At 59.2% G+C, this 20,037-nt stretch carries 17 protein-coding genes; 7 read left to right on the forward strand and 10 right to left on the reverse strand.

All coding sequences use genetic code 11. From position 1 onward, the window contains the following. Positions 1 to 422 precede the first annotated feature (422 nt). The 4 genes from AC07R0_RS21040 to AC07R0_RS21055 all read left to right on the forward strand — a co-directional run bounded on the left by AC07R0_RS21040 (position 423) and on the right by AC07R0_RS21055 (position 4,446). Positions 423 to 2,498 (forward strand): putative bifunctional diguanylate cyclase/phosphodiesterase, encoded by a 2,076-nt coding sequence (locus AC07R0_RS21040; RefSeq protein ID WP_495106311.1) that lies wholly within the window; start codon positions 423 to 425, stop codon positions 2,496 to 2,498. Positions 2,499 to 2,556: 58 nt separating this feature from the next. After that, positions 2,557 to 3,783, forward strand: coding sequence for an ABC transporter substrate-binding protein (locus AC07R0_RS21045; protein WP_495106312.1), 1,227 nt, complete (start codon positions 2,557 to 2,559; stop codon positions 3,781 to 3,783). Between the two features lie 40 nt (positions 3,784 to 3,823). Further along, entirely contained in the window at positions 3,824 to 4,012 is a 189-nt protein-coding gene (locus AC07R0_RS21050) for a hypothetical protein (protein WP_495106313.1), read from the forward strand. Between the two features lie 227 nt (positions 4,013 to 4,239). Further along, complete coding sequence (locus AC07R0_RS21055) at positions 4,240 to 4,446, forward strand: hypothetical protein (protein ID WP_495106314.1); 207 nt, start codon at positions 4,240 to 4,242, stop codon at positions 4,444 to 4,446. Between the two features lie 299 nt (positions 4,447 to 4,745). On the opposite strand, the gene katG is transcribed toward AC07R0_RS21055, so the two are convergent. The 4 genes from katG to AC07R0_RS21075 all read right to left on the reverse strand — a co-directional run bounded on the left by katG (position 4,746) and on the right by AC07R0_RS21075 (position 11,562). After that, the gene (gene katG, locus AC07R0_RS21060; protein WP_495106315.1) at positions 4,746 to 6,914 is read right to left on the reverse strand and encodes a catalase/peroxidase HPI; all 2,169 of its coding nucleotides are present in this window, start codon (positions 6,912 to 6,914) and stop codon (positions 4,746 to 4,748) included. A gap of 218 nt (positions 6,915 to 7,132) precedes the next feature. After that, positions 7,133 to 9,139 carry an acetyl/propionyl/methylcrotonyl-CoA carboxylase subunit alpha gene (locus AC07R0_RS21065; RefSeq protein WP_495106316.1) on the reverse strand — a complete coding sequence of 669 codons (2,007 nt, stop codon included), beginning with the start codon at positions 9,137 to 9,139 and terminating at the stop codon, positions 7,133 to 7,135. A 10-nt stretch (positions 9,140 to 9,149) separates the two neighbouring features. Further along, on the reverse strand, positions 9,150 to 9,938 hold the full coding sequence (locus AC07R0_RS21070; protein ID WP_495106317.1) for an enoyl-CoA hydratase/isomerase family protein: 789 nt from the start codon (positions 9,936 to 9,938) through the stop codon (positions 9,150 to 9,152). Positions 9,939 to 9,954: 16 nt separating this feature from the next. Then, positions 9,955 to 11,562, reverse strand: a complete 1,608-nt coding sequence (locus tag AC07R0_RS21075) for a carboxyl transferase domain-containing protein (RefSeq protein ID WP_495106318.1) — start codon at positions 11,560 to 11,562, stop codon at positions 9,955 to 9,957. Positions 11,563 to 11,671: 109 nt separating this feature from the next. On the opposite strand from AC07R0_RS21075, the gene AC07R0_RS21080 reads away from it, so the two are divergent. Continuing rightward, on the forward strand, positions 11,672 to 12,706 hold the full coding sequence (locus AC07R0_RS21080; protein WP_495106319.1) for an AraC family transcriptional regulator: 1,035 nt from the start codon (positions 11,672 to 11,674) through the stop codon (positions 12,704 to 12,706). 51 nt (positions 12,707 to 12,757) lie between these two features. Here the strand turns inward: AC07R0_RS21080 and AC07R0_RS21085 are convergent, their stop codons facing one another. The 5 genes from AC07R0_RS21085 to hmgA form a co-directional block, all read right to left on the reverse strand. Then, positions 12,758 to 13,288, reverse strand: coding sequence for an SRPBCC family protein (locus tag AC07R0_RS21085; protein ID WP_495106320.1), 531 nt, complete (start codon positions 13,286 to 13,288; stop codon positions 12,758 to 12,760). 143 nt (positions 13,289 to 13,431) lie between these two features. Beyond that, positions 13,432 to 14,235 (reverse strand): 4-hydroxy-2-oxoheptanedioate aldolase, encoded by an 804-nt coding sequence (hpaI, locus tag AC07R0_RS21090; RefSeq protein WP_495106321.1) that lies wholly within the window; start codon positions 14,233 to 14,235, stop codon positions 13,432 to 13,434. 18 nt (positions 14,236 to 14,253) lie between these two features. Further along, positions 14,254 to 14,892: a maleylacetoacetate isomerase gene (gene maiA, locus AC07R0_RS21095; protein ID WP_495106380.1), complete on the reverse strand. Its 639-nt coding sequence runs from the start codon at positions 14,890 to 14,892 to the stop codon at positions 14,254 to 14,256. Positions 14,893 to 14,902: 10 nt separating this feature from the next. Continuing rightward, entirely contained in the window at positions 14,903 to 16,225 is a 1,323-nt protein-coding gene (gene fahA / locus AC07R0_RS21100) for a fumarylacetoacetase (RefSeq protein WP_495106322.1), read from the reverse strand. Then, the gene (gene hmgA / locus AC07R0_RS21105) at positions 16,222 to 17,556 is read right to left on the reverse strand and encodes a homogentisate 1,2-dioxygenase (protein WP_495106323.1); all 1,335 of its coding nucleotides are present in this window, start codon (positions 17,554 to 17,556) and stop codon (positions 16,222 to 16,224) included. The genes fahA and hmgA overlap by 4 nt, the downstream gene beginning before the upstream one ends. Positions 17,557 to 17,767: 211 nt before the next feature. Here hmgA and AC07R0_RS21110 point away from each other — a divergent pair, with 211 nt between their 5' ends. After that, positions 17,768 to 18,553 (forward strand): IclR family transcriptional regulator, encoded by a 786-nt coding sequence (locus tag AC07R0_RS21110; protein ID WP_495106324.1) that lies wholly within the window; start codon positions 17,768 to 17,770, stop codon positions 18,551 to 18,553. Positions 18,554 to 18,868: 315 nt separating this feature from the next. Further along, on the forward strand, positions 18,869 to 19,492 hold the full coding sequence (locus AC07R0_RS21115) for an outer membrane lipoprotein (protein ID WP_495106325.1): 624 nt from the start codon (positions 18,869 to 18,871) through the stop codon (positions 19,490 to 19,492). On the opposite strand, the gene AC07R0_RS21120 is transcribed toward AC07R0_RS21115, so the two are convergent. Beyond that, on the reverse strand, positions 19,489 to 19,863 hold the full coding sequence (locus AC07R0_RS21120) for a hypothetical protein (protein ID WP_495106326.1): 375 nt from the start codon (positions 19,861 to 19,863) through the stop codon (positions 19,489 to 19,491). The genes AC07R0_RS21115 and AC07R0_RS21120 overlap by 4 nt on opposite strands. Positions 19,864 to 20,037 lie beyond the last annotated feature (174 nt).

The raw sequence follows: 20,037 nt of genomic DNA on the forward strand, positions 1-20,037 counted from the left end.
ACCTGCTGTTGCCGGTGCAAATTTGAGCGATAGGGCAGAAATCGGAGATCACCCAAGGCACCTCGAATGAGACTCTTTTTTGGGGATGTAGGGCGGTGATAGTGAGTCGTGGTCAACTAGGTATGGGTGTTCGTGGGTAAGGTAATTCTTATATTCATTCGGTTGATTCCTAGGGGTAAATCGGAATTGGCTGATGGTTGGAGTTGTCAAAATGGAACATCATCTTGTATCAAATTGTGAGGTTGGTATTTCTTAAAATTTTGACCTCAAATATTCGTTGCGTGATCTTCTTATTTGGTAAGTGTAATTGTGGCGGACTCAATTCGCCCCCTGATGTTTTGTGTTGATCGAAAAATATTTTTTATGCATTAATAGATGACGAGTCTTTTATTTAATGTGATGTGCATTAAATATATATTGCTGTGTGGGCATTTGATTTGTTTCTACAAAAAATGAAATTGGGTAATTTTGATAGCGTTGATCGAATTTCGCTCGGTTGGCGTATTAAGGCTATATCTCGCTATTACAAGGGAGCCTTGATTTTGGTTGTGGTGGTTGCATTGGTTATTTATGCAACCATGCAGTTTGTTCTTGAACGCCACTCTGTTCAACAAAGTGTCAGTTTCCTTACAAGCAATCAGTTCATTAAGTTTCAGCAGCTGGCCAATACCACGCGTGCATTGATGCGTGCATCTGCAGATAAAGCTATCTCAGTTAATGTGCTTGATCGGCTGATCGATGAGATGAACCATGAAATCATAGAGATTAAGGATATTAATGCACAATTGCTTCTTCTGCGTGGTCGTCTTGGCGATGATGCTGCGCCAAGCGATCTTGATCTTCGAATTCAAGGTTTTCTGGAGCGGGCGGAAAAACTAGGGAAAATTGATAATATTAGCCGGGGGCGTCGTTACTCCTTTTGGGGGCCCATTGATTTTGCCGCCGCGTCGGATGGTTTCATTATGCGGGGTTTCCAGGAGGCTATTCGGCAATCTTTTGCTAAGAGCGAGGCGAGCATTGCGATGGCAAAGCGGATCAGTGCTTTATTAGTCTTGTCTCTTCTTCTTGGTTTACTCATTGTGGGTATATTTATTCTTAGCCCGTTGCTTAAGAAGCTACGCATTGAATATGAAAAAAAGAAGGTTTTCGAACAGAAATTATCGATTCTTGCCCATAGGGACGGTTTAACCGATCTTCCTAATCGCATGGCATTCAATCGAATATTGGATCGACTTATAGCGGCTCGCAGTTCAAAAAACCCATATTCAGAAACCGGCTCATTCGTCCTTTTCCTGATTGATCTGGACCATTTTAAAGCAGTCAACGACACTTTCGGACATCAAGCCGGCGATGGGTTATTGATTGAGGCGGCGAAGCGAATCGCATTAGTTATTGGGCCCGACTCCATCGCAGCGAGATTGGGTGGCGATGAGTTTGCTATTTTGGTTCCGAATCTTTCAGATAGCAATGAAGCTGAAAAAATTGCTACAGGGATACGTGAAAGCTTGTCTCAATCTTGCATTGTTGATGGACATGCTCTTAATGTATCGAGCAGTATCGGTGGCGCTATTTTCCCAGATCACGGCAGTAATGCACAAGAGATTATACGGTGCGCTGATTTGGCGCTATATGCCGCAAAAACGATGCGCAACAACCAAGTAATCTTCAACGAGGCGATGATGGCAGATCGACTTGCTGAAAGTCAGCTTCGTACAGCCCTGTTCAATGCGGTCGAAAACGATGAGTTCCTTGTTTATTACCAGCCCAAAATAGATGCCCGAAGTGGTCGGCATGTTGCATTTGAGGCACTTGTACGGTGGCGTCACCCTGATCTCGGTATTTTATCGCCGGGGAGTTTCTTGCATCTCTTCAATACGGCTGCATCAATTTCGTCAATGACCGAGTGCGTTATTAACAAGGTGGCCTACGACATACGAGTCTGGCGTGATGCGGGCTTGTTTCCTGGAAGTGTAGCAATAAATATGCCCGAAGCCATCTTGATTTCTGAGGTTGGCTACGATATGTTTGCGAATGCGATTAAGCGATATTCGATTGAATGGAATGATTTTTCTATCGAAATCACTGAGGATGTATATATGAATAAATATACGGAGCAGATATTTGCAACTGTCATAAAACTGCGTGAACAGGGGGTGTCGATTGCACTCGATGATTTTGGTACCGGTTTCGCATCGTTGACGAATCTCAGAAATTTTCCGTTTGATGATGTAAAAATTGATCGCAGCTTTATTTCTGACATAGGTGTTGATAATAAATCAGAGCAGATTATTAAGGCCATGATTGATCTTGTTGAAAATTTGGGGAAAAACTGTGTTGCCGAAGGTGTAGAGACGGAAGAGCAGCTCATGTTTTTACAGCAAGCTGGTTGCGGTATGGTGCAAGGTTATTTCTTTGCAAAGCCTCAACCGTTTGAAATGGCTACATCTCGACTGGTTGCTAGACGCGATGCTCAATGTGAATCTCTGATGGTTTCTTGATAAAGTAGGTTTAACAATGATAATACGTGGACATTATTCGCCTTTGAGATGCCTCAGTTTGACGTTGGCAATATCCTTTCTTTCACTCGCACACGCTGAATCCACGAGCAGCGTATTTCAACCGACCGTGGAGGTGATACATTTTTGGATTTCGCCAAGCGAGAGCAAGGCTCTCGATGTTTATCGCCAGGCCTGGAAGAGCCTTGGTGGTAAATGGAACGACGTACCGGTCAAGAACAAGGATGCCGAACTGAAGTCGGTCACTGACAGAATTGCCAACGGCTATCCTTCCACGGTAATGCAGTGGAATGCCAATGAGGGCAGCAAGGAACTACCGGCGATGGGTGTCGTGCAGGATATTGAAGAGGTCGCAGCCGCTGATCATTGGCGGGATTTCCTGCCCGGAAATGTGATTGATCAGATCAGCTACAAGGGGCGCATCTATTTTGCGCCGACCAATATTCATGCGGAAAACTGGCTGTGGACCAATAAGAAGATATTCGATAAATTGAAATTACCGTCGCCGACAAGTTGGGACAGCGTTCTCGACAGTGCCGCCAAGATTAAGGCCGCCGGTTATACACCCATCGCACTCGGATCTGGCACATGGGAAATTTCTCTCATTTTCAATGACATTGTCTATTCAATCTATGGCCCTGAGGCTTATGCACGCCTGATGAGTGGAGGGGACCCGCATGCCGTAATGCGACCAGAGATGTTGAAAGCGCTCGGCATTTTGCGGCATCTCAGCGCTTTTGCCGAGCCTGTTCGAACCGGCAAGACTTGGGCCGATGCGACGCTTTCTGTCGGCCGAGGCCGGGCAGGCATGCAGTTCATGGGCGATTGGGCAAAGGGTGAGCTGACCGAGGCAGGACTCGTCTCAGACAAAGATTTCCGATGCACGTTGGCACCGGGGACAGAATCGGTCTATTTTGTTGTGGTTGATGCGTTTGCCTTTCCGATCACGAACAACGGGCAGGATCGCCGCTCCCAGCTTCTCTTTGCACGCCAGATCATGGATGTCGATAATCAACTCGCCTTCAACCGCATCAAAGGGTCGATTCCCGTTCGAACCGACGTTCAACGCAAAAATCTTGATGCATGCGGGAAAGTTGGCCTGGACTTGATTTCGCGCAAGGGCGCGCAAGTTGCCGCCCAATCGATGACCATGCCCTCGCAGATGTCACAAGGATGGATTGATATCGTTGCCGACTATTTCAACGATCCCAAGATCTCGGCGGTGCATGCCCAGCACCAGTTGGCGGATGTTTTGTCGCAAAAATGAATAGGCTGATACAAACCTCATCGCCAAAGCCGCTCCGACCATGACCGAGGTGGAGGGATCAGGCAAACAAGTGATGGATCTTATGGATGAAATTAGTGTAGCCAGCTCTGAGCAAAGTATCGGTGTGTCGCAGGTTGACGAAATGGTGGCACAGGCGGACCAAGGCACGCTACAGAATGCAGCTTTGGTATGTCAAATGGCGGCGGTGGCTGGCAGTCTCAACATCTAGGTGGAGGAATTGGTGAGCATGGTCGCGGTGTTCAAATTACGAGCTGGCACCAACGGGGATGCATACCGTTCTCGCTCGGTGGAGTCTATTGCCGGGACTGCACAACATGCCCTTGCCGGTACCCGCAAGTTAACAGTAAAGCCCAAGACCGTGCCGTCATCCCAGATAGGTACGGTACTACCAAGAACTTCATCACCGCACGGCGAAGGCGAGTGGGCGAGCTTTTGATGGCGGAACAAAAATCACAAGAGGACGCAGGTAGTGAAAAGGCAGTGCTGTTGGAGCTTGCTCAGTCCTTGATTGTCATGCGCGATGCATTGATGGAAACTTCGCTAATGCTGCACGATGCCTATTTTGATTGCGCAGTAGAGCATCGCGATGCTGCAGCTGAACACCTGAAAACTGTGATTCAAAAAATCATTACCCGCTGGTAGGCGGGTTTCGATGGTTCAGCAAGCGTCACTGCATAGGATCTACCGTGAAATTGTCCTTGCCCTCTGAACGCAGCATCTACCGGTTGCACAGTGTGTCCTGGCTTCACGGCTGCAATACTGACGACCCAAGTCGCTATGGATATGAGTCCTACGCCGCTGCAGCGACTTAAGACTGTCAGGCTGGGCCAATTTGGGGAGGCAACAACAGCATTTTTTGCGTAAACCCAAAATTGCCCCGAACGGAGAGGGCTGTGCCTTTCCGATTGGGGCAATGGAGATCGTCGGTTCGACTTACGTGCTTACGCCAGGTCGAAGCGATCCAGGTTCATGACTTTAGTCCAGGCTGCGACGAAGTCAGTCACCAGCTTTTGTGCGCCGCCGGCGCTGGCATAGATCTCGGCGTAAGCGCGCAGCACCGAGTTGGAGCCGAAGATCAGGTCGTTGCGGGTGCCGGTGTATTTCACCTGGCCGGTCTTACGATCGCGGCCTGCGAATACTTCAGCCTCACCGTCCACGGCTTTCCACTCGATACCCATGTCCAGCAGACGTACGAAGAAATCGTTGCTGAGCACGCCTACCTGGTCTGTGAATACGCCGTGCTTGCTGCCGTCGGCATTTGCGCCCAGCACGCGCAGACCACCGACCAACGCGGTCAGTTCGGGTGGGGTCAGGGTCAGCAACTGGGCCTTGTCAACCAGCAGGGCTTCGGTCGGCGCACCGATCTTGCCCTTTTTGTAGTTGCGGAAGCCATCGGCCAGCGGTTCAAGAACTGCAAAGGACTCGACATCGGTCTGCGCCTGCGTCGCATCGACGCGGCCCGGCGTAAATGGCACCGTGACGTCCACGCCTGCTGCCTTGGCCGCCTGTTCGACGCCCACGCTGCCGGCCAATACGATGATGTCGGCCAGCGAGGCCTTGCCAGATGCCTGCTGGATCTCAACCAGCTTGGGCAGTACCTGGACGGCGATCTTGTTGACCTCCCAGTCCTTCTGCGGGGCCAGGGCCAGCCGTGCGCCGTTGGCACCACCGCGCTTGTCTCCGCCACGGAAGGTGGAGGCGGAAGCCCAGGCCACGGACACCAGTTCGCTTACCGACAGGCCGGAGGCGGCGATCTTGGCCTTGAGCTCGGAGATATCCGCCGCCGTAGGCCGGTAGGTTGCAGCCGGCAACGGGTCTTGCCAGATCAGGTCTTCCTGGGGCACTTCGGGGCCGAGGTAGCGCGCCTTCGGGCCCATGTCGCGGTGCGTCAGCTTGTACCAGGCGCGGGCGAAGGCTTCGGCAAAGGCCTGTGGGTCTTCGTGGAAGCGCTTGGAGATCTTGCCGAACTCCGGGTCGAAGCGCAGCGTCAGGTCGGTGGTCAGCATGGTCGGCTTGTGGAACTTGCCCGCCACATGCGCGTCAGGGATGATCTCTGGCCCGTTGGTGGCCACCCACTGCTTGGCACCGGCGGGCGAATGGGTCAGCTCCCACTCGAACTTGAACAGGTTTTCGAAGAAGTTGTTGCCCCACTGCGCCGGGGTGGTGGTCCAAGTGACTTCCAGGCCGCTGGACACGGTGTCTTTGCCGTGGCCGCTGCCAAAGCTGCTGTTCCAGCCCAGGCCCTGGGCTTCGATGCCCGCGCCTTCGGGTTCTGCGCCTTTGTGCGACTCGGGTGCTGCGCCGTGTGCCTTGCCAAAGGTGTGGCCACCGGCGATCAGGGCGACGATTTCTTCATCGTCCATCGCCATGCGGTTGAAGGTGGTGCGGATGTCCTTGGCTGCGGCCAGGTAGTCGCCGCTGGCGTTCGGGCCTTCGGGGTTCACGTAGATCAGACCCATGTGGGTGGCGGCCAGGTTGCTGTCCAGCTCGCCCTCTCCCTTGTTGCGGTCCCCTCCACCGCTGAAGCGTTTGTCGGCCGCCAGCCAGGCGGTCTCTGCGCCCCAGCTCACGTCCATATCGGGTTCCCACACGTCTTCGCGGCCGCCGGCAAAGCCGAAGGTGCGAAAGCCCATGGACTCCAGCGCCACATTGCCGGCCAGGATGAGCAGGTCGGCCCAGGAGATGCTCTGCCCGTACTTCTGCTTGATGGGCCAGAGCAGGCGACGCGACTTGTCGATGTTGACGTTGTCGGGCCAGGAGTTCAGCGGCGCAAAGCGTTGTTGACCACGACCGCCGCCGCCACGGCCGTCTTGGGTGCGGTAGGTGCCAGCGCTGTGCCAGGCCATGCGGATGAACTGAGGGCCGTAGTGGCCGAAGTCGGCCGGCCACCAATCCTGGCTGTCGGTCATCAGTTTGACCAGATCCGCCTTGAGTGCCTTGTAGTCCAGTTTCTTGAATTCTTCTGCGTAATTGAACTTCTCGCCCAGCGGGTGGGACTTGTTGGAGTGCTGGTTCAATACGTCAACCCGCAGCTGGTTGGGCCACCAGTCTTTGTTGGTTGTGCCGCCGCTGGCAGCATGGTGGACGGGACACTTGGCTTCATTGGACATGGGGTTCTCCTTTGTCAGTTGGTGGCTGTATTTGTGGATACATGGTGCAGCAGCAGGCAGAAATATGCATGTGCGGCCATTGTTTGCAAATGACAGCCTGGGACATTCATAGTAATTAATTACTATGAATCCAAGAACTCAATAAAATTTATGTATTGAATAGAGTTTTTCAAAGATGCCCTCGGATTTTCTGCCCCCAAAGCTCTTTTACTCTCCCGCTAGGACGTTTCATCATCGAATTCGACTAGCTCCGCGTCCTCTGCCACCTGCTCTCCGACTGCGCAGTAGAACGCTTTGACCACGCCGTCACGTGGGGCGGTGATCGTGTGCTCCATCTTCATGGCTTCCATGACCAATAGGGCCGAGCCTTTATCTACCTGTGTGCCTGTGGCGACCAGCAGTGCTAGTACCTTTCCGGGCATTGGTGCTTTCAAATGGCCTTCAACTGCGTGATCCGTGGCCGTGTATACGGTGGGCACTATGGCCAAAGCCCAAGTTCTTCCCTTGAAGAACACATGTCTTTTGTCACCGACCGGCACTACCTTTGCGTGTAGCTGGCGTTCACCTATGCAGGCCTGTAGCTGGCCTTGTATATCCAGTGTGGCGTGCGCGGGCAGGCGTTCTGCATGCAGCCAAAGCGTATATCCGCCGTTCGTTCCCAGGCTTTCGACCTCTATAGCTTGCACGGTATCCCCCATACGCAGCTGTATCGTGCGTCTAGCCCGTCCGTTCAGGCGCCAGCCGTCTTGTGCGCGCCAGGGCGAGTCTGGATACGCATCACGCTCAGCCTCGCGCGCTGTCTGTTGGGCGTGGTTCTGTAGTTCGGCCAGCGTTGCCAGCAACCATACCTCGTCAGGCACGCGGGTGTTGGATGGGAATAGAAGTGTTGTTTCGCGCTCTATCAGGCCGGTATCAAGATCGGCATGGCTGAACGACGGGCTTGTCACCAGACGCGAGAGGAACTCGATGTTGGTCTGAACGCCCACTACCTGGTATTGGCCCAGTGCCTGGTGCATGCGCGCAAGTGCCTGGCTGCGGTCTGCACCCCAGACGATCAGCTTGGCGATCATGGGGTCGTAGTGGGGCGTGATCTCGTCGCCTTGCGTTACACCCGTGTCTATACGTACATGGGCCGATTCCGGTGGTGCGGCCAAATGCAGCAGCCGGCCGGTAGAGGGCAGAAATCCTTTGTTGGGGTCCTCGGCATAGATGCGGGCCTCCAGCGCGTGGCCGTGGAGTGTGAGCTGCTCTTGCCGCAGTGGCAGTGGCTCGCCGCACGCCACCCGTAACTGCCACTCCACCAGGTCCAGCCCCGTCAGCATTTCGGTCACAGGGTGTTCGACCTGCAGGCGGGTATTCATCTCCATGAAGTAGAAACTGCCGTCCTGCTGGGCAATGAACTCCACCGTTCCTGCACCCACGTAGCCGACGGCTTTGGCCGCTTCTACGGCCGCCTGGCCCATGGCCGCGCGGCGCTCTGGCGTCATGCCGGGCGCGGGGGCTTCTTCCAGTACCTTCTGGTGACGGCGTTGCACAGAACAGTCGCGTTCGAACAGGTACACCACATGCCCCTGCATGTCGCCAAATACCTGGATCTCGATATGCCGCGGCTTGAGCACATATTTTTCGACCAGCACATGGTCGCTGCCAAAGGCGTTCAAGGCCTCGCGCTGGCAGGAGCTGAGCGCGGCAGCAAAGTCGGCCGCCTGGTCTACACGGCGCATGCCTTTGCCGCCGCCACCGGCGCTGGCTTTGATCAGCACGGGGTAGCCGATGGTGTCTGCCTGCCGGGCCAGGAATAGCGGGTCCTGGTTGCTGCCGTGGTAGCCGGGCGTCAAGGGTACGCCGGCCTTCTCCATCAACTGTTTCGCCGCAGACTTGCTGCCCATGGCCTGGATCGCTGCGGCCGGCGGACCAATGAAGACAATGCCTGCCCGTTCGCAGGCTTCGGCGAAGTCGGCGTTCTCTGACAGAAAGCCGTAGCCCGGGTGGATTGCCTCGGCGCCGCTGTGCTGTGCGGCCGCCAGTATGCGGTCCGCACGCAGATAGGAATCAAGCGCGGGCGCTGCACCAATCCATAGGGCCTCGTCGGCCAGGCGGACATGGCGTGCATGGGCATCTGCATCGGAATACACCGCGACCGTGGCAATACCGAGTTGGCGTGCGGTCTTGATGACGCGGCAGGCGATTTCGCCCCGGTTAGCAATGAGGATCTTTTTGAACATCTTCTCCTCCTTATGCGCAGTTCCAGACGGGCGCGCGCTTTTCCAGAAACGCGCTCAACCCCTCCTTGGCTTCGGGGGTCGCGCGCAGCACCGCAATACGCTGCGCGGTCTCAGTGGCTAGTGCCGTGTCTATCGGTTGGTGCGCGATACGGCGTATCAGCTGGGTTGCAGCTGCCTGCGCAAGTGGGCCGCCGGCCAACAGTGCATCGACGATCTGCTGCACGCAGGCGTCCAACTGCTCGGGTTCAACCACTTCATGCGCCAAGCCGATATGCTGTGCGCGCACGGCATCGATGCGCTCCGCCGTTTGGAAATAGCGGTAGGCCTGCCGCTCGCCGATGGCTCGCACAACATAGGGGCCAATCGCGGCGGGAATGATGCCGAACCGGACTTCGGTGGTGGCAAATGTGGCCTTGGTAGATGCAATGCAGATGTCGCATGCTGCAGCCAATCCCATGCCACCGCCCAGGGCTGCGCCGTGTACGCGTGCAATCGTAGGCGAGGCGCATTGCGACAGGGTGCTGAAGAGTGCTGCCAGCTTGTGCGCACTGGCCAGGTTATCTTTCAGGGGCGCCTCGCCCTGGCGCCGCATCCAGCCCAGGTCGGCCCCGGCCGAGAAGCTTTTACCGGCACCCGCCAATACGATGGCGCGCACAGCAGGCGCGGCGTCAAGCTCTGCGATACAGCTTGTCAGCTCCTGGATCAGGATTTCGTCGAAGGCGTTGTGGACTTCGGCACGGTTCATCCAGATCCAGGCGCAGTCGCCGCGGTGTTCGATCTTCAGGTATTGGTAGTGCATAAGAGCCTCACATGCCTTACATACGAAATAGGCCGAACTTCGTCGGCAGGATGGGCGCGTTCAGCGTGGCCGCCAAAGACAGGCCCAGCACGCGCCGGGTCTGGGCTGGGTCGACCACCCCGTCATCCCACAGGCGGGCGGTGGCGTAGTAGGGGTGGCCTTGCTCTTCGTATTGCGCCCGGATGGGGGCTTTGAAGTCTTCTTCCGCTTGTGCGGACCATGTACCTTGCTTGGCCTCGATGCCATCGCGCTTGACGGTGGCCAGCACGCCGGCAGCCTGCTCGCCGCCCATCACGCTGATACGTGCGTTGGGCCACATCCACAGCAAGCGCGGGGAATAGGCGCGGCCGCACATGCCGTAGTTGCCGGCGCCAAAGCTGCCGCCTATGAGCATGGTCAGCTTAGGCACGCCGACGGTGGCTACCGCCGTGACCATCTTTGCGCCGTCCTTCGCAATGCCCGCGTTTTCATACTTGCGGCCCACCATGAAGCCGCTGATGTTTTGCAGAAACACCAGTGGCACACCACGCTGGCCACACAGTTCTATAAAGTGCGCGCCTTTTTGTGCCGATTCGCCGAACAGGATGCCGTTGTTGGCGATGATGCCTACCGGCATGCCGTACAGGTGCGCGAAGCCTGTGACCAGGGTGGCGCCGTAGCGCGCCTTGAATTCGTCAAAGCGGGACCCGTCCACCACGCGTGCTATGACTTCGCGTACGTCGTAGGGCTTGCGCGTGTCCTGCGGGATGATGCCGTAGATATCTTCGGCGTCGTACAGCGGCTCTTCGCTGGCTTGCAGCCGCAGGGTCAAGGGTTTTTGGTGGTTTAGGTTCGCCACGATGCTGCGTGCAATGGACAGCGCGTGGTGGTCGTTCTCCGCCAGGTGATCGGCTACGCCCGATATGCGGGTGTGGGTATCACCCCCACCCAGGTCTTCTGCGCTGACCACTTCGCCGGTGGCCGCCTTTACTAGCGGTGGGCCACCCAGGAAGATCGTGCCCTGGTTCCGCACGATGATGGTTTCATCGCTCATGGCTGGCACATAGGCACCGCCGGCCGTGCAGGACCCCATGACCACCGCGATCTGCGGAATGCCCTTGGCCGACATTTGCGCCTGGTTGTAGAAGATGCGGCCAAAGTGCTCCCGGTCGGGGAACACTTCGTCTTGCAGTGGCAAAAATGCCCCCCCTGAATCCACCAGATAAATACAGGGCAGGTGGTTTTGCTCGGCGATTTCCTGTGCGCGCAGGTGTTTCTTCACTGTCATCGGAAAGTAGGTTCCGCCTTTGACCGTGGCGTCGTTGGCCAGCACCATGCAGTCCACCCCATGGATGCGCCCTATGCCCGCCACCAGGCCCGCAGATGGGGCTTCTCCGCCGTACATGCCGTAGGCGGCCAGTTGGCCTATTTCCAGGAATGGGCTGCCCGGGTCTATCAGCTGGTCCACACGTTCACGCGGCAGCAGCTTGCCCCGTGCGGTGTGGCGGCTGCGCGCCAGCTCGCCGCCACCCAGTGCGGCTTCATCCGTTTTGGCGCGCAGGTCTGCGACCGCTGAACGCATCGCCGCGGCATTGGCCTGGAAGTCGGCCGCGCGCGGATTGATGTGTGTGGCCAAGGCGTGCATGTAGTGTCTCCTTGCGATAGCTGCTTGTGTCTGCACTCTATGCCTGGGCTTTGCACATGTCTTGCCAGTCAGGTTGCAAATACTGCCATCCGTGCTTAGACTTTTAACAATGCATATTTCGTCCAGTTCGGCATCTTCACGCCCGGCAGTAACGCCCATGGCTTTTGTGCGAGCCATATTGTTGGCCTACCAAAAATACGGTATCGACCCCACAAAGGCCTTGCAGGTGGCACAAATTACGACAAAAAATGTGGATCGTGCCGATGTCCGGGTCACGGCGGCACAGATGGAGGCCATCAGCGCCCACGCCATGCACGAGCTGGACGACGAAGCCCTGGGCTGGTTCTCGCGCAAGCTGCGTTGGGGCAGCTACGGCATGTTGAGCCGGGCATCCATTACCGCCCCGAATCTCGGTGTGGCCTTGAAGCGCTGGTGCCGCCACCACGGCTTGCTGGTGGACGACATCGTTTTGAGGCTGGAGGTGGCTGCGGGTGTGGCCACGCTGTCCATAGAGGAGCAGCGTGATTTGGGCCCGTTCCGCGAGTTCTGCCTTGTCACCTGCCTGCGCAATGCACATGGTGTGGCCTGCTGGATGGTGGATTCACGCTTGCCCTTGGCCCAGGCCTGTTTTCCGTTCGAGGCACCTGCGCACGCAGCCGTGTATCCGCACATGTTTCCTGGGGCGGTAGAGTTTGGCGCCGCAAGTGCGTGCATATGTTTCGACGCGCAGTACCTGGCGCTGCCCATACGCCGTGATGAGAAAGCCCTGGGCGTGATGTTGCGCCGCCCCTTGCCGCTGATTGTGTTGCCCTACCGGCGTGACAGGTTGTTGGCGCAACGCGTCAAAAATCTACTGCAGCAACGGCCGGCCGACTTCACCCAGGCCGAGGCTATCGCCACGGAGCTACGGCTTTCTGTGCGCAGCTTGCACCGCCAGTTGCTGGCAGAGGCGGTTTCGCTGCAAGGTTTAAAGGATGAAGTGCGGCGAGACCTCGCCACGCAGCAGTTGTTGCGCACGGCCAAGCCGGTCAAACAGATTGCTCTGGCGGTGGGTTTTACCAACGAGAAGAGCTTTTCCCGTGCATTCAAGGGCTGGACGGGACAGGCCCCGGCCGATTTCAGGGCTGCAGGACATACGGTGTAGTGCGGGGTTAAAACCGCTTCTACCGCAGATAAATACTGCGCAAGTAGCTACTTAAAGTGTAGCAACGCCTCTGCGGCGCAGCATTTCCCGCACCATGGCCGAGAACTGGGCCGCGGTGTCGTGCCGCACCAGGGATGGGCCGATCAACGGCGGGAACCAGAAGCCCGCCAAGGCTTCCACGTGGTAGACCAGCTTGGTGCCGCTACCCTCGGGGTGCAGCTGCATTACGCTTTCCAGATGCTGCAGATTGCCACCCACTCCGTGGGCGTGGATTTCGGTTTCGGGCGTCAGCGTGATTTCGCGGATGGACTCAAAGTTGGCTGAAAACACGCCGTACTTGGCTACACCGGTCTGGCTGACCTTGAGCTCGGTATCGCTGCGCTTGTCGACGTGGCTGCTGGTCAGGTTGGGCAGAAACTCCGGCATGTGCTCGAAGTCGGTCAATACGGCCCAGGCCTGGGCCGGGGGCACGGGGGCATAAAAGCTCAGGTCCACGGTGAAGCCTTGCCCGGAGCGCTGGACTTGCACGTCCTCCTCTGCGACGGCCTGTGGCGGGTCTGCCGCCAGCGCGAATGGAGCCACAGCCCACAGGACTGTTGCTGTGAAACCAAGCAAACATGCACGGCGCAACATAGAAATCACTTTCCTCAAACTGAAGTCCAGTGTGCCATGCGCTGCGCCGTTGTGCAGGGAGTTACCCACTAATACAGCGGGGCTGTGGGGGCTCAATAACCAGACGCAGCGCCGCTGGCGGAGGTGCTGGTTGCCTTGAAGATGGCCAGTTGCTCCTTGGCTGCCTTGACCAGCAGGCTGGTGTCCACGCCCACGGCCACAAACAGGGCGCCCAGGGCCAGATATTTCTTGGCCAGCACCGGGTCCACGGCCAGAATGCCAGCTGCCTTACCAGCCGCCTGGACTGTCGCCATGCCTTCGGCAATCGCCTGCTGCACGTCCGGGTGGCCGGGCTGGCCTAGCAGCCCCATCGAGGCGGATAGGTCGGAGGGGCCGAAGAACACGCCGTCTACTCCGTCCACTTTGGCAATGGCTTTCAGGTTCTTCAGCGCGGCCAGGGTTTCGACCTGTACCAATACACACATTTCGGCGTTGGCCTTGTGCAGATAGCCTTCGATCTGGTTCCAGCGCGATGAGCGGGCCAGTGCGCTGCCCACGCCGCGTATGCCGTGCGGCGGGTAGCGCGTGGCGGCTACCATCTGGGCGGCCTGCTCGGCCGTGTCCACCATGGGGATCAGCAGGGTTTGGGCGCCGGTGTCCAGCAGCTGCTTGATCAGCGCCACGTCGCCTATGTGCGGGCGCACGATGGCGTGGCCGGGGTAGGGTGCCACGGCCTGCAGCTGGGCCAGGATGCTGCGCACATCGTTGGGGGCGTGTTCGCCGTCGATCAGCAGCCAGTCGTAGCCGGCGGTGGCCAGTGCCTCGGCCGCATAGGCGTCGGCCAGGCCCACCCATAGGCCAATCTGGGCGCGGCCTTCGCGCAGGTTCTTCTTGAAGGTATTGGTGGGCATGTGCATGCCGAAATCCTACGCTACTTAGCCTGCGTCGGGCTGCATCTCCGGTGCAGCCTGCTGGAAAGCTGGCAATGCGCTGCAGCGCTTATGTACCGCCATCACGGTGGGGAACTGGTCCAGGCTGCAAGCGAAGCGCTGGGCGTTGAATACCTGGGGGACCAGGCAGCAGTCGGCCAGGCTGGGGCTGTCGCCCACGCAGAACTGGCCTGCGGTGTGCGCCAGGCGGGCCTCTACCGTGGCCAGGCCGGTTTCGGTCCAGTGGCGGTACCAGCGCATTTTTTGCTCTTCATCCAGGCCCATCTCGTCTTTGAGGTAGTTCAGCACCCGCAGATTGTTCAGCGGGTGGATTTCGCAGGCGATATCCAGCGCCAGTGCGCGGATGTGGGCTCGCTCCAATGGCGTGCTGCCCAGCAATGGGGGCTGGGGATGGCATTCCTCCAGGTACTCAATGATGGCCAGCGACTGGGTGAGGATGTGCCCGTCGTCCACCAGGGCCGGCACCAGACCTGCGGGGTTGATGGCGCGGTAGGCGGCACTACGCTGCTCGCCGCCGTTCTTGAGCAGATGCACCGGCAGTATCTGGGCGTCCAGGCTTTTCAGGCCCAGCGCGATGCGCACGCGGTAGGCGGCCGAGCTGCGGAAGTAGCTGTGCAGTTGCAGCATGCCGGCCTCAGGGCAGGGTGGGAGCCGCCAGCACCGTGCCGCTGGCTTCGCCAAACCCGATGCGGGCGGCGCCGGGGCGTTCGCAGTAGGCGCGCAGCGTGAGGGTGTCGCCGTCTTCCAGGAAGGTACGCGACTCGCCACCGGGCAGCGCAATAGCCTGCTTGCCGCCCAGCGAAAGCTCCAGCAGCGAGCCGCCCTGGCCGGCCGCTGGGCCGGACTGGGTGCCTGTGCCGAGCAGGTCGCCCGGCTGCAAATTGCAGCCATTGCTGGCGTGGTGCACCAGCAGCTGGGCCAGGGTCCAGTAGGCGTCACGGAAGTTGGACTGCGACAGGCGCAGCGCCGCCAGGCCGGCCTCGCGCATGGCGCGGCTTTGCAGCCAGACTTCCAACGTGATGTCGATGGCGCCTTGCGCCCGGTTGCTTGCCGCATCCAGATAGGGCAGGGGCTGCGGGTCGCTGGCGGGCCGCTCGAAGGCAACGCGGTAGGGCTGCAGCGCCTCCATGGTAACGACCCAGGGCGCCAGGGTAGAGCCGAAGTTTTTGGCCAGGAACGGGCCTAGCGGCTGGTATTCCCAGGCCTGCAGATCGCGGGCCGACCAGTCGTTGAACAGTGCCAGGCCGAACAGCCGGTCTTCGGCCTCGGACATGGGCACGGGCTCGCCCAGCGCATTCGCCGGGCCGACAAAAGCGCCCAGCTCCAGCTCGTAGTCCAGGCGGCGGCAGGGGCCGAAACTGGGCGTGTCTTCCGCACCCTTGAGCTGACCCAGCGGACGGCGCACCGGCTGGCCGCTGACCACGATGCTGGAGGCTCTGCCGTGGTAGCCGATAGGCACCCATTTGTAGTTGGGCAGCAGCGGGTTGTCGGGGCGGAACAGCTTGCCTACCGTGGTGGCGTGGTGGATGCCGGTGTAGAAGTCGGTGTAGTCGCCGATGTGGCAGGGCAGGGCCATTTCTGCATCTTGCTGTGCCACCAGGCAGGACGTCAGCGCTGCGGCCTGCGGGCTATTCGCGCTGAGGGCGGCAGAGAAGGCTGCCCGCAGGGCTTGGCGCTGGCTTTTGGGGGCTGCCATCACGCTGTTCAGGTCACCGGCTGCAAGGGCCGCCAGCGGCGCAGCCAGGGCCTGGGGCCAGCCGGGCTGGCTGTGGGCGCACTGCAGGTCCAGGATCTGGTCGCCAATGGCGATGCCTATGCGCCAGGTCTCGCCGCTGCCGGCGCGGCGAAAGCGGCCATAGGGCAGGTTCTGGATGGGGAAGTCGCTGCCGGCCTGGTTGGCTGAGGCGACCCAGCTCTGCAGTGTGGGGGCGTGGGTGTGGTCGGGTGCGGTGCTCATGGGGTGGCTTTCTTGAAATGGTCTTGCAGGCCTTGCCAGCATTGGGCGTAGGCGGGGTCCAGGCTGCTGCCCTGCATGGCGTAGGCGGTGGGCACCATGCGGTAGCGGCTCTCCAACATGAAGGCCAGGGTGTCGTCCAGCTTGTGGGGCGCCAGCGTGGCGTGGCTGGCCTTGTCGAAGGCGTCGGTGTCCGGGCCGTGCGGCACCATGCAGTTGTGCAGGCTGGCGCCGCCGGGTTTGAAGCCTTCAGGCTTAGCATCGTACTGGCCGTAGACCAGGCCCATGAACTCGCTCATCAGGTTGCGGTGGTACCAGGGCGGGCGGAATGTGTCCTCGGCTACCAGCCAGCGCGGCGGGAAGATCACGAAGTCGCAGTTGGCCGTGCCCGGCGTATCGCTGGGGCTGGTCAGCACGGTGAAGATGGACGGGTCGGGGTGGTCAAAGCTGATCGAGCCAATCACCATGAAGTGGGCCGTGTCGTACTTCAGCGGTGCCAGGTTGCCGTGCCAGGCCACCACGTTGAAGGGCGTGCCCTGGTGCATGTTGCGCCACAGCCGGCTGCCAAATTTCTTGATGATTTCGTAGTCGCCGGTGGGTTCTTCAAAAGCCGCCACCGGGGCCAGGAAGTCGCGTGCATTGGCCAGGCCGTTGGAGCCTATGGGCCCCAGCTCGGGTAGGCGGAAGGCGGCGCCGTAGTTTTCGCATACATAGCCGCGAGACGGCCCCGCGCCAGCTTCCGAGTCAGGCAGGGCTACCTTGAAAGCCATGCCGCGTGGGATCAGCGCGATCTCGCCGGGGCGCACGTCCAGCACGCCCAGCTCGGTGGTGATAACGAGCCGGCCCTGCTGCGGGATCAGCAGCAGCTCGCCATCGGCATTCACCAGCGCGCGTTGCTGCATGGAGCTGTTGGCGGCATAGACCAGGGCGCCCATGCCGGTCTGGGTTTCCGGGTCACCATTGGCCACCACCGTGGCCAGGCCGTCGATGAAGTCCACCGCCGTACCCACGGCAGGCAAGGGGAAGGGGTTCCAGCGCAGCGGGTCGGGCGGCATGACCACGCCAGTGGCGGCGCCGCTGGTCCAGCGCGGCTGGGCATAGGGCTGGTAGGCACCGGTGACCACCGAGGGCTGGCGCCGGTACAGCCAACTGCGGCGGTTTTCGGCGCGCGGCGCGGTGAAGGCCGAGCCGGAGATCAGCTCGGCGTACAGGTTCAGCGGCGCCCGCTGCGGGCTGTTGCGGCCTAGCGGCAGGCTGCCGGCCACGGCTTCGGTGGCGTGTTCGTTGCCAAAGCCATGCTGGTACTGGCGTGTGGCCAGGTTTGTCTCCGTCATATCGCTCTCGCTTTCTATAGCGTTGCTATGTTTTATGTAGCTTCTTGCGCAGATGGATATTGCGCTGTAGGCATTTTTTTCATACATCTGCACAAAGCTGCATCACGCCAGTCTGTATTTGAATTCGCTATTTGCAAATTGATTTGTTAAATCATAGCCAAAAATTAGCGTATGGCAAAATTCTTTGGCATTAACGAAATTTGGACCCACCATGCAGGAACCTCGAGAGCAACGCGCCGTACAGTCGATTGAGGTGGGTGGCCGCTTGCTACTGGCCCTGGCCGAGAATGCGTCGCCCATGACGCTCAAGGACCTGGCCGCTCAGGCTGGCCTGCCAGCTTCGCGGGCCCACCCTTATTTGGTCAGTTTTGCCAAGTTGGGACTGGTGGAGCAACGCCGTGCCGACGGGCTGTATGCCCTTGGGCCGGCTGCGCTCCAGCTAGGGCTGACCTATTTGCACCAACTGGAGCCCATGCGGCCGGTCAACGATGCAGCCGAGTCGCTGGCCCAGGCCACGGGGCATGCGGTAGCCGTGTCCGTATGGGGCAATCTGGGGCCAACCGTGGTTCGGATGGTGGAGGCGCGCCGGCCTTTGCATATTGCTCTGCGGCCGGGCTCGGTGGTGTCCTTGCTGGGTTCGGCGACCGGTCGCGTGTTTGCGGGCGTACTGCCACGTGACAAGATTGCCGCAGCCTTGAACCATCCGGTGGAGGTTTTGCTGAGCGCGCCCGGCACGCCGCTGGATTTTGAGAGTGAGCGGGTACACATTGCGGCGGACCTGCAAGCCCATGGCATGACCCGGTCTGATGGAAACACCCAGCCTGGCATCAGCGCGTTCAGCACGCCGGTGTATGGTCTGGAGCGGCAGCTCGTGGCCGTGCTGACACTCATCGGCCACAAGGATTATTTGAGTGCTGCCTGGGATGGCCCGGATCCGGCCTCCTTGCTGGACGCCGCACGGCAAGCTGCCAGGCGCCTAGGGCACTTTGATGTGTAAGTGGGCTAGGGTCGCAGCACTCCGCAGCTAGCAGATGGAAACGGCGCGTTATGCGGGCCGCGCCACTGAACGTAAAAAGCGTAATAAAGGGCATGGCAGGGGTGCGCAGCAGGTGGCGCTTTGGATGCATCTCAGCTTCGTTTGCGGGGACAAAACCTGGCTGCAAACCTTGCCAGGGTGAACTTGTAACAATCACTGTTACCCGCCAAGGCCGGTTTCGTGTCATCTTTACAGACAAGGGCTGCGTTATCCAAATAGCTTTTCATGCCTTGTGCAAGCTTGGCCCGTCAACAATCAAAAACAAAGGTGATCGTTATGAATACGCCCCTGGACGCTGTTTCCAAATCCCGTCTCCACCCCATGATCCTGGTGGCCTGCGCCGCTGTGGTGATGGTCTGCGCAGTCGGCACCGCCGCCATTCTGGGCTGGTTGCCTTCCTCCACTGCCAAGAATGCCGAGATGAGTGAGCTGGCCCAGACGAACCCACCCGTGGTGGTGGCGCCTCCGGTGCAAACATCGGCACAGAACATGACCCCCGTGGCCAAGCCGGTGGTGCAGCATGCGACCCCGCGCCCTGCTGTTCAACCCGTGGCGGTGGCACAGCGCTGCGGCGACTGTGGTGTGGTGGAATCGGCCCGTGAAGTGACTACGCCAGCACAAGGCAGCGGCGTGGGTGCTGTGGGTGGTGCCGTGGTCGGTGGTGTGCTGGGCCACCAGGTCGGCGGTGGCCGTGGTCGCGACGTAGCGACGGTGCTAGGTGCTTTGGGTGGCGCGTTTGCGGGCAACCATATTGAAGGCCAGGTCAAGGCCACGCACAGCTACGAAGTGGTGGTGCGCCTGGATGACGGATCGACCCGCACGCTGCACCAGTCTGAACAGAGCGTGCGCCCTGGCGACCGGGTGAAGATTGTGAATGGCGTGGCGCGTTTGAACGGTTAAAGACTGGACGGATAGGCCGCATCGGCAGGCTCGCCGCGTAAACCCAAGCCGGCCAGTCCCAGCGGCAGCAGCAAGGTGAGGCTGGTAAAGCCAGCGGCCACGGGGCCGAACATGGTGCCCACGCCCACTACCACGGCGGCCACCAGCAAGGCGCCCACCATGTGCTGGGTTTCCGCATACTGCAAGGGGCTCAGCGATGCATGGAAGCAGGCCCATGCCAGGCTCGCACCCAGTGGCCACCAGAGTGCCCATAGCAAGCCTATCAAGGCCGCCATCAACACCGCCAGTGCGATGGCCAGGCTGGCCGGGTGACTGATGCCATCGGCAAACGAGCGTTTAACGTGGAATTCGGTGCGTGGATTAGTGCGCATATACAGATATTTACAAATGACACTGGATAGTGCAACCCGGTGCTCCAAAGTTCCATCAGCAGGATTGGGTATTTTTTGTAGGACAGTGTGCCGAGGATCGCGGCTGTGCAGCGCTTGATGGGCTTCCTGGTGCAATCAATTTTGTAGCTACTGGCGCAAGTAATACCTGCGCTA

It is taken from the genome of Rhodoferax sp. GW821-FHT07F03 (assembly GCF_059418745.1).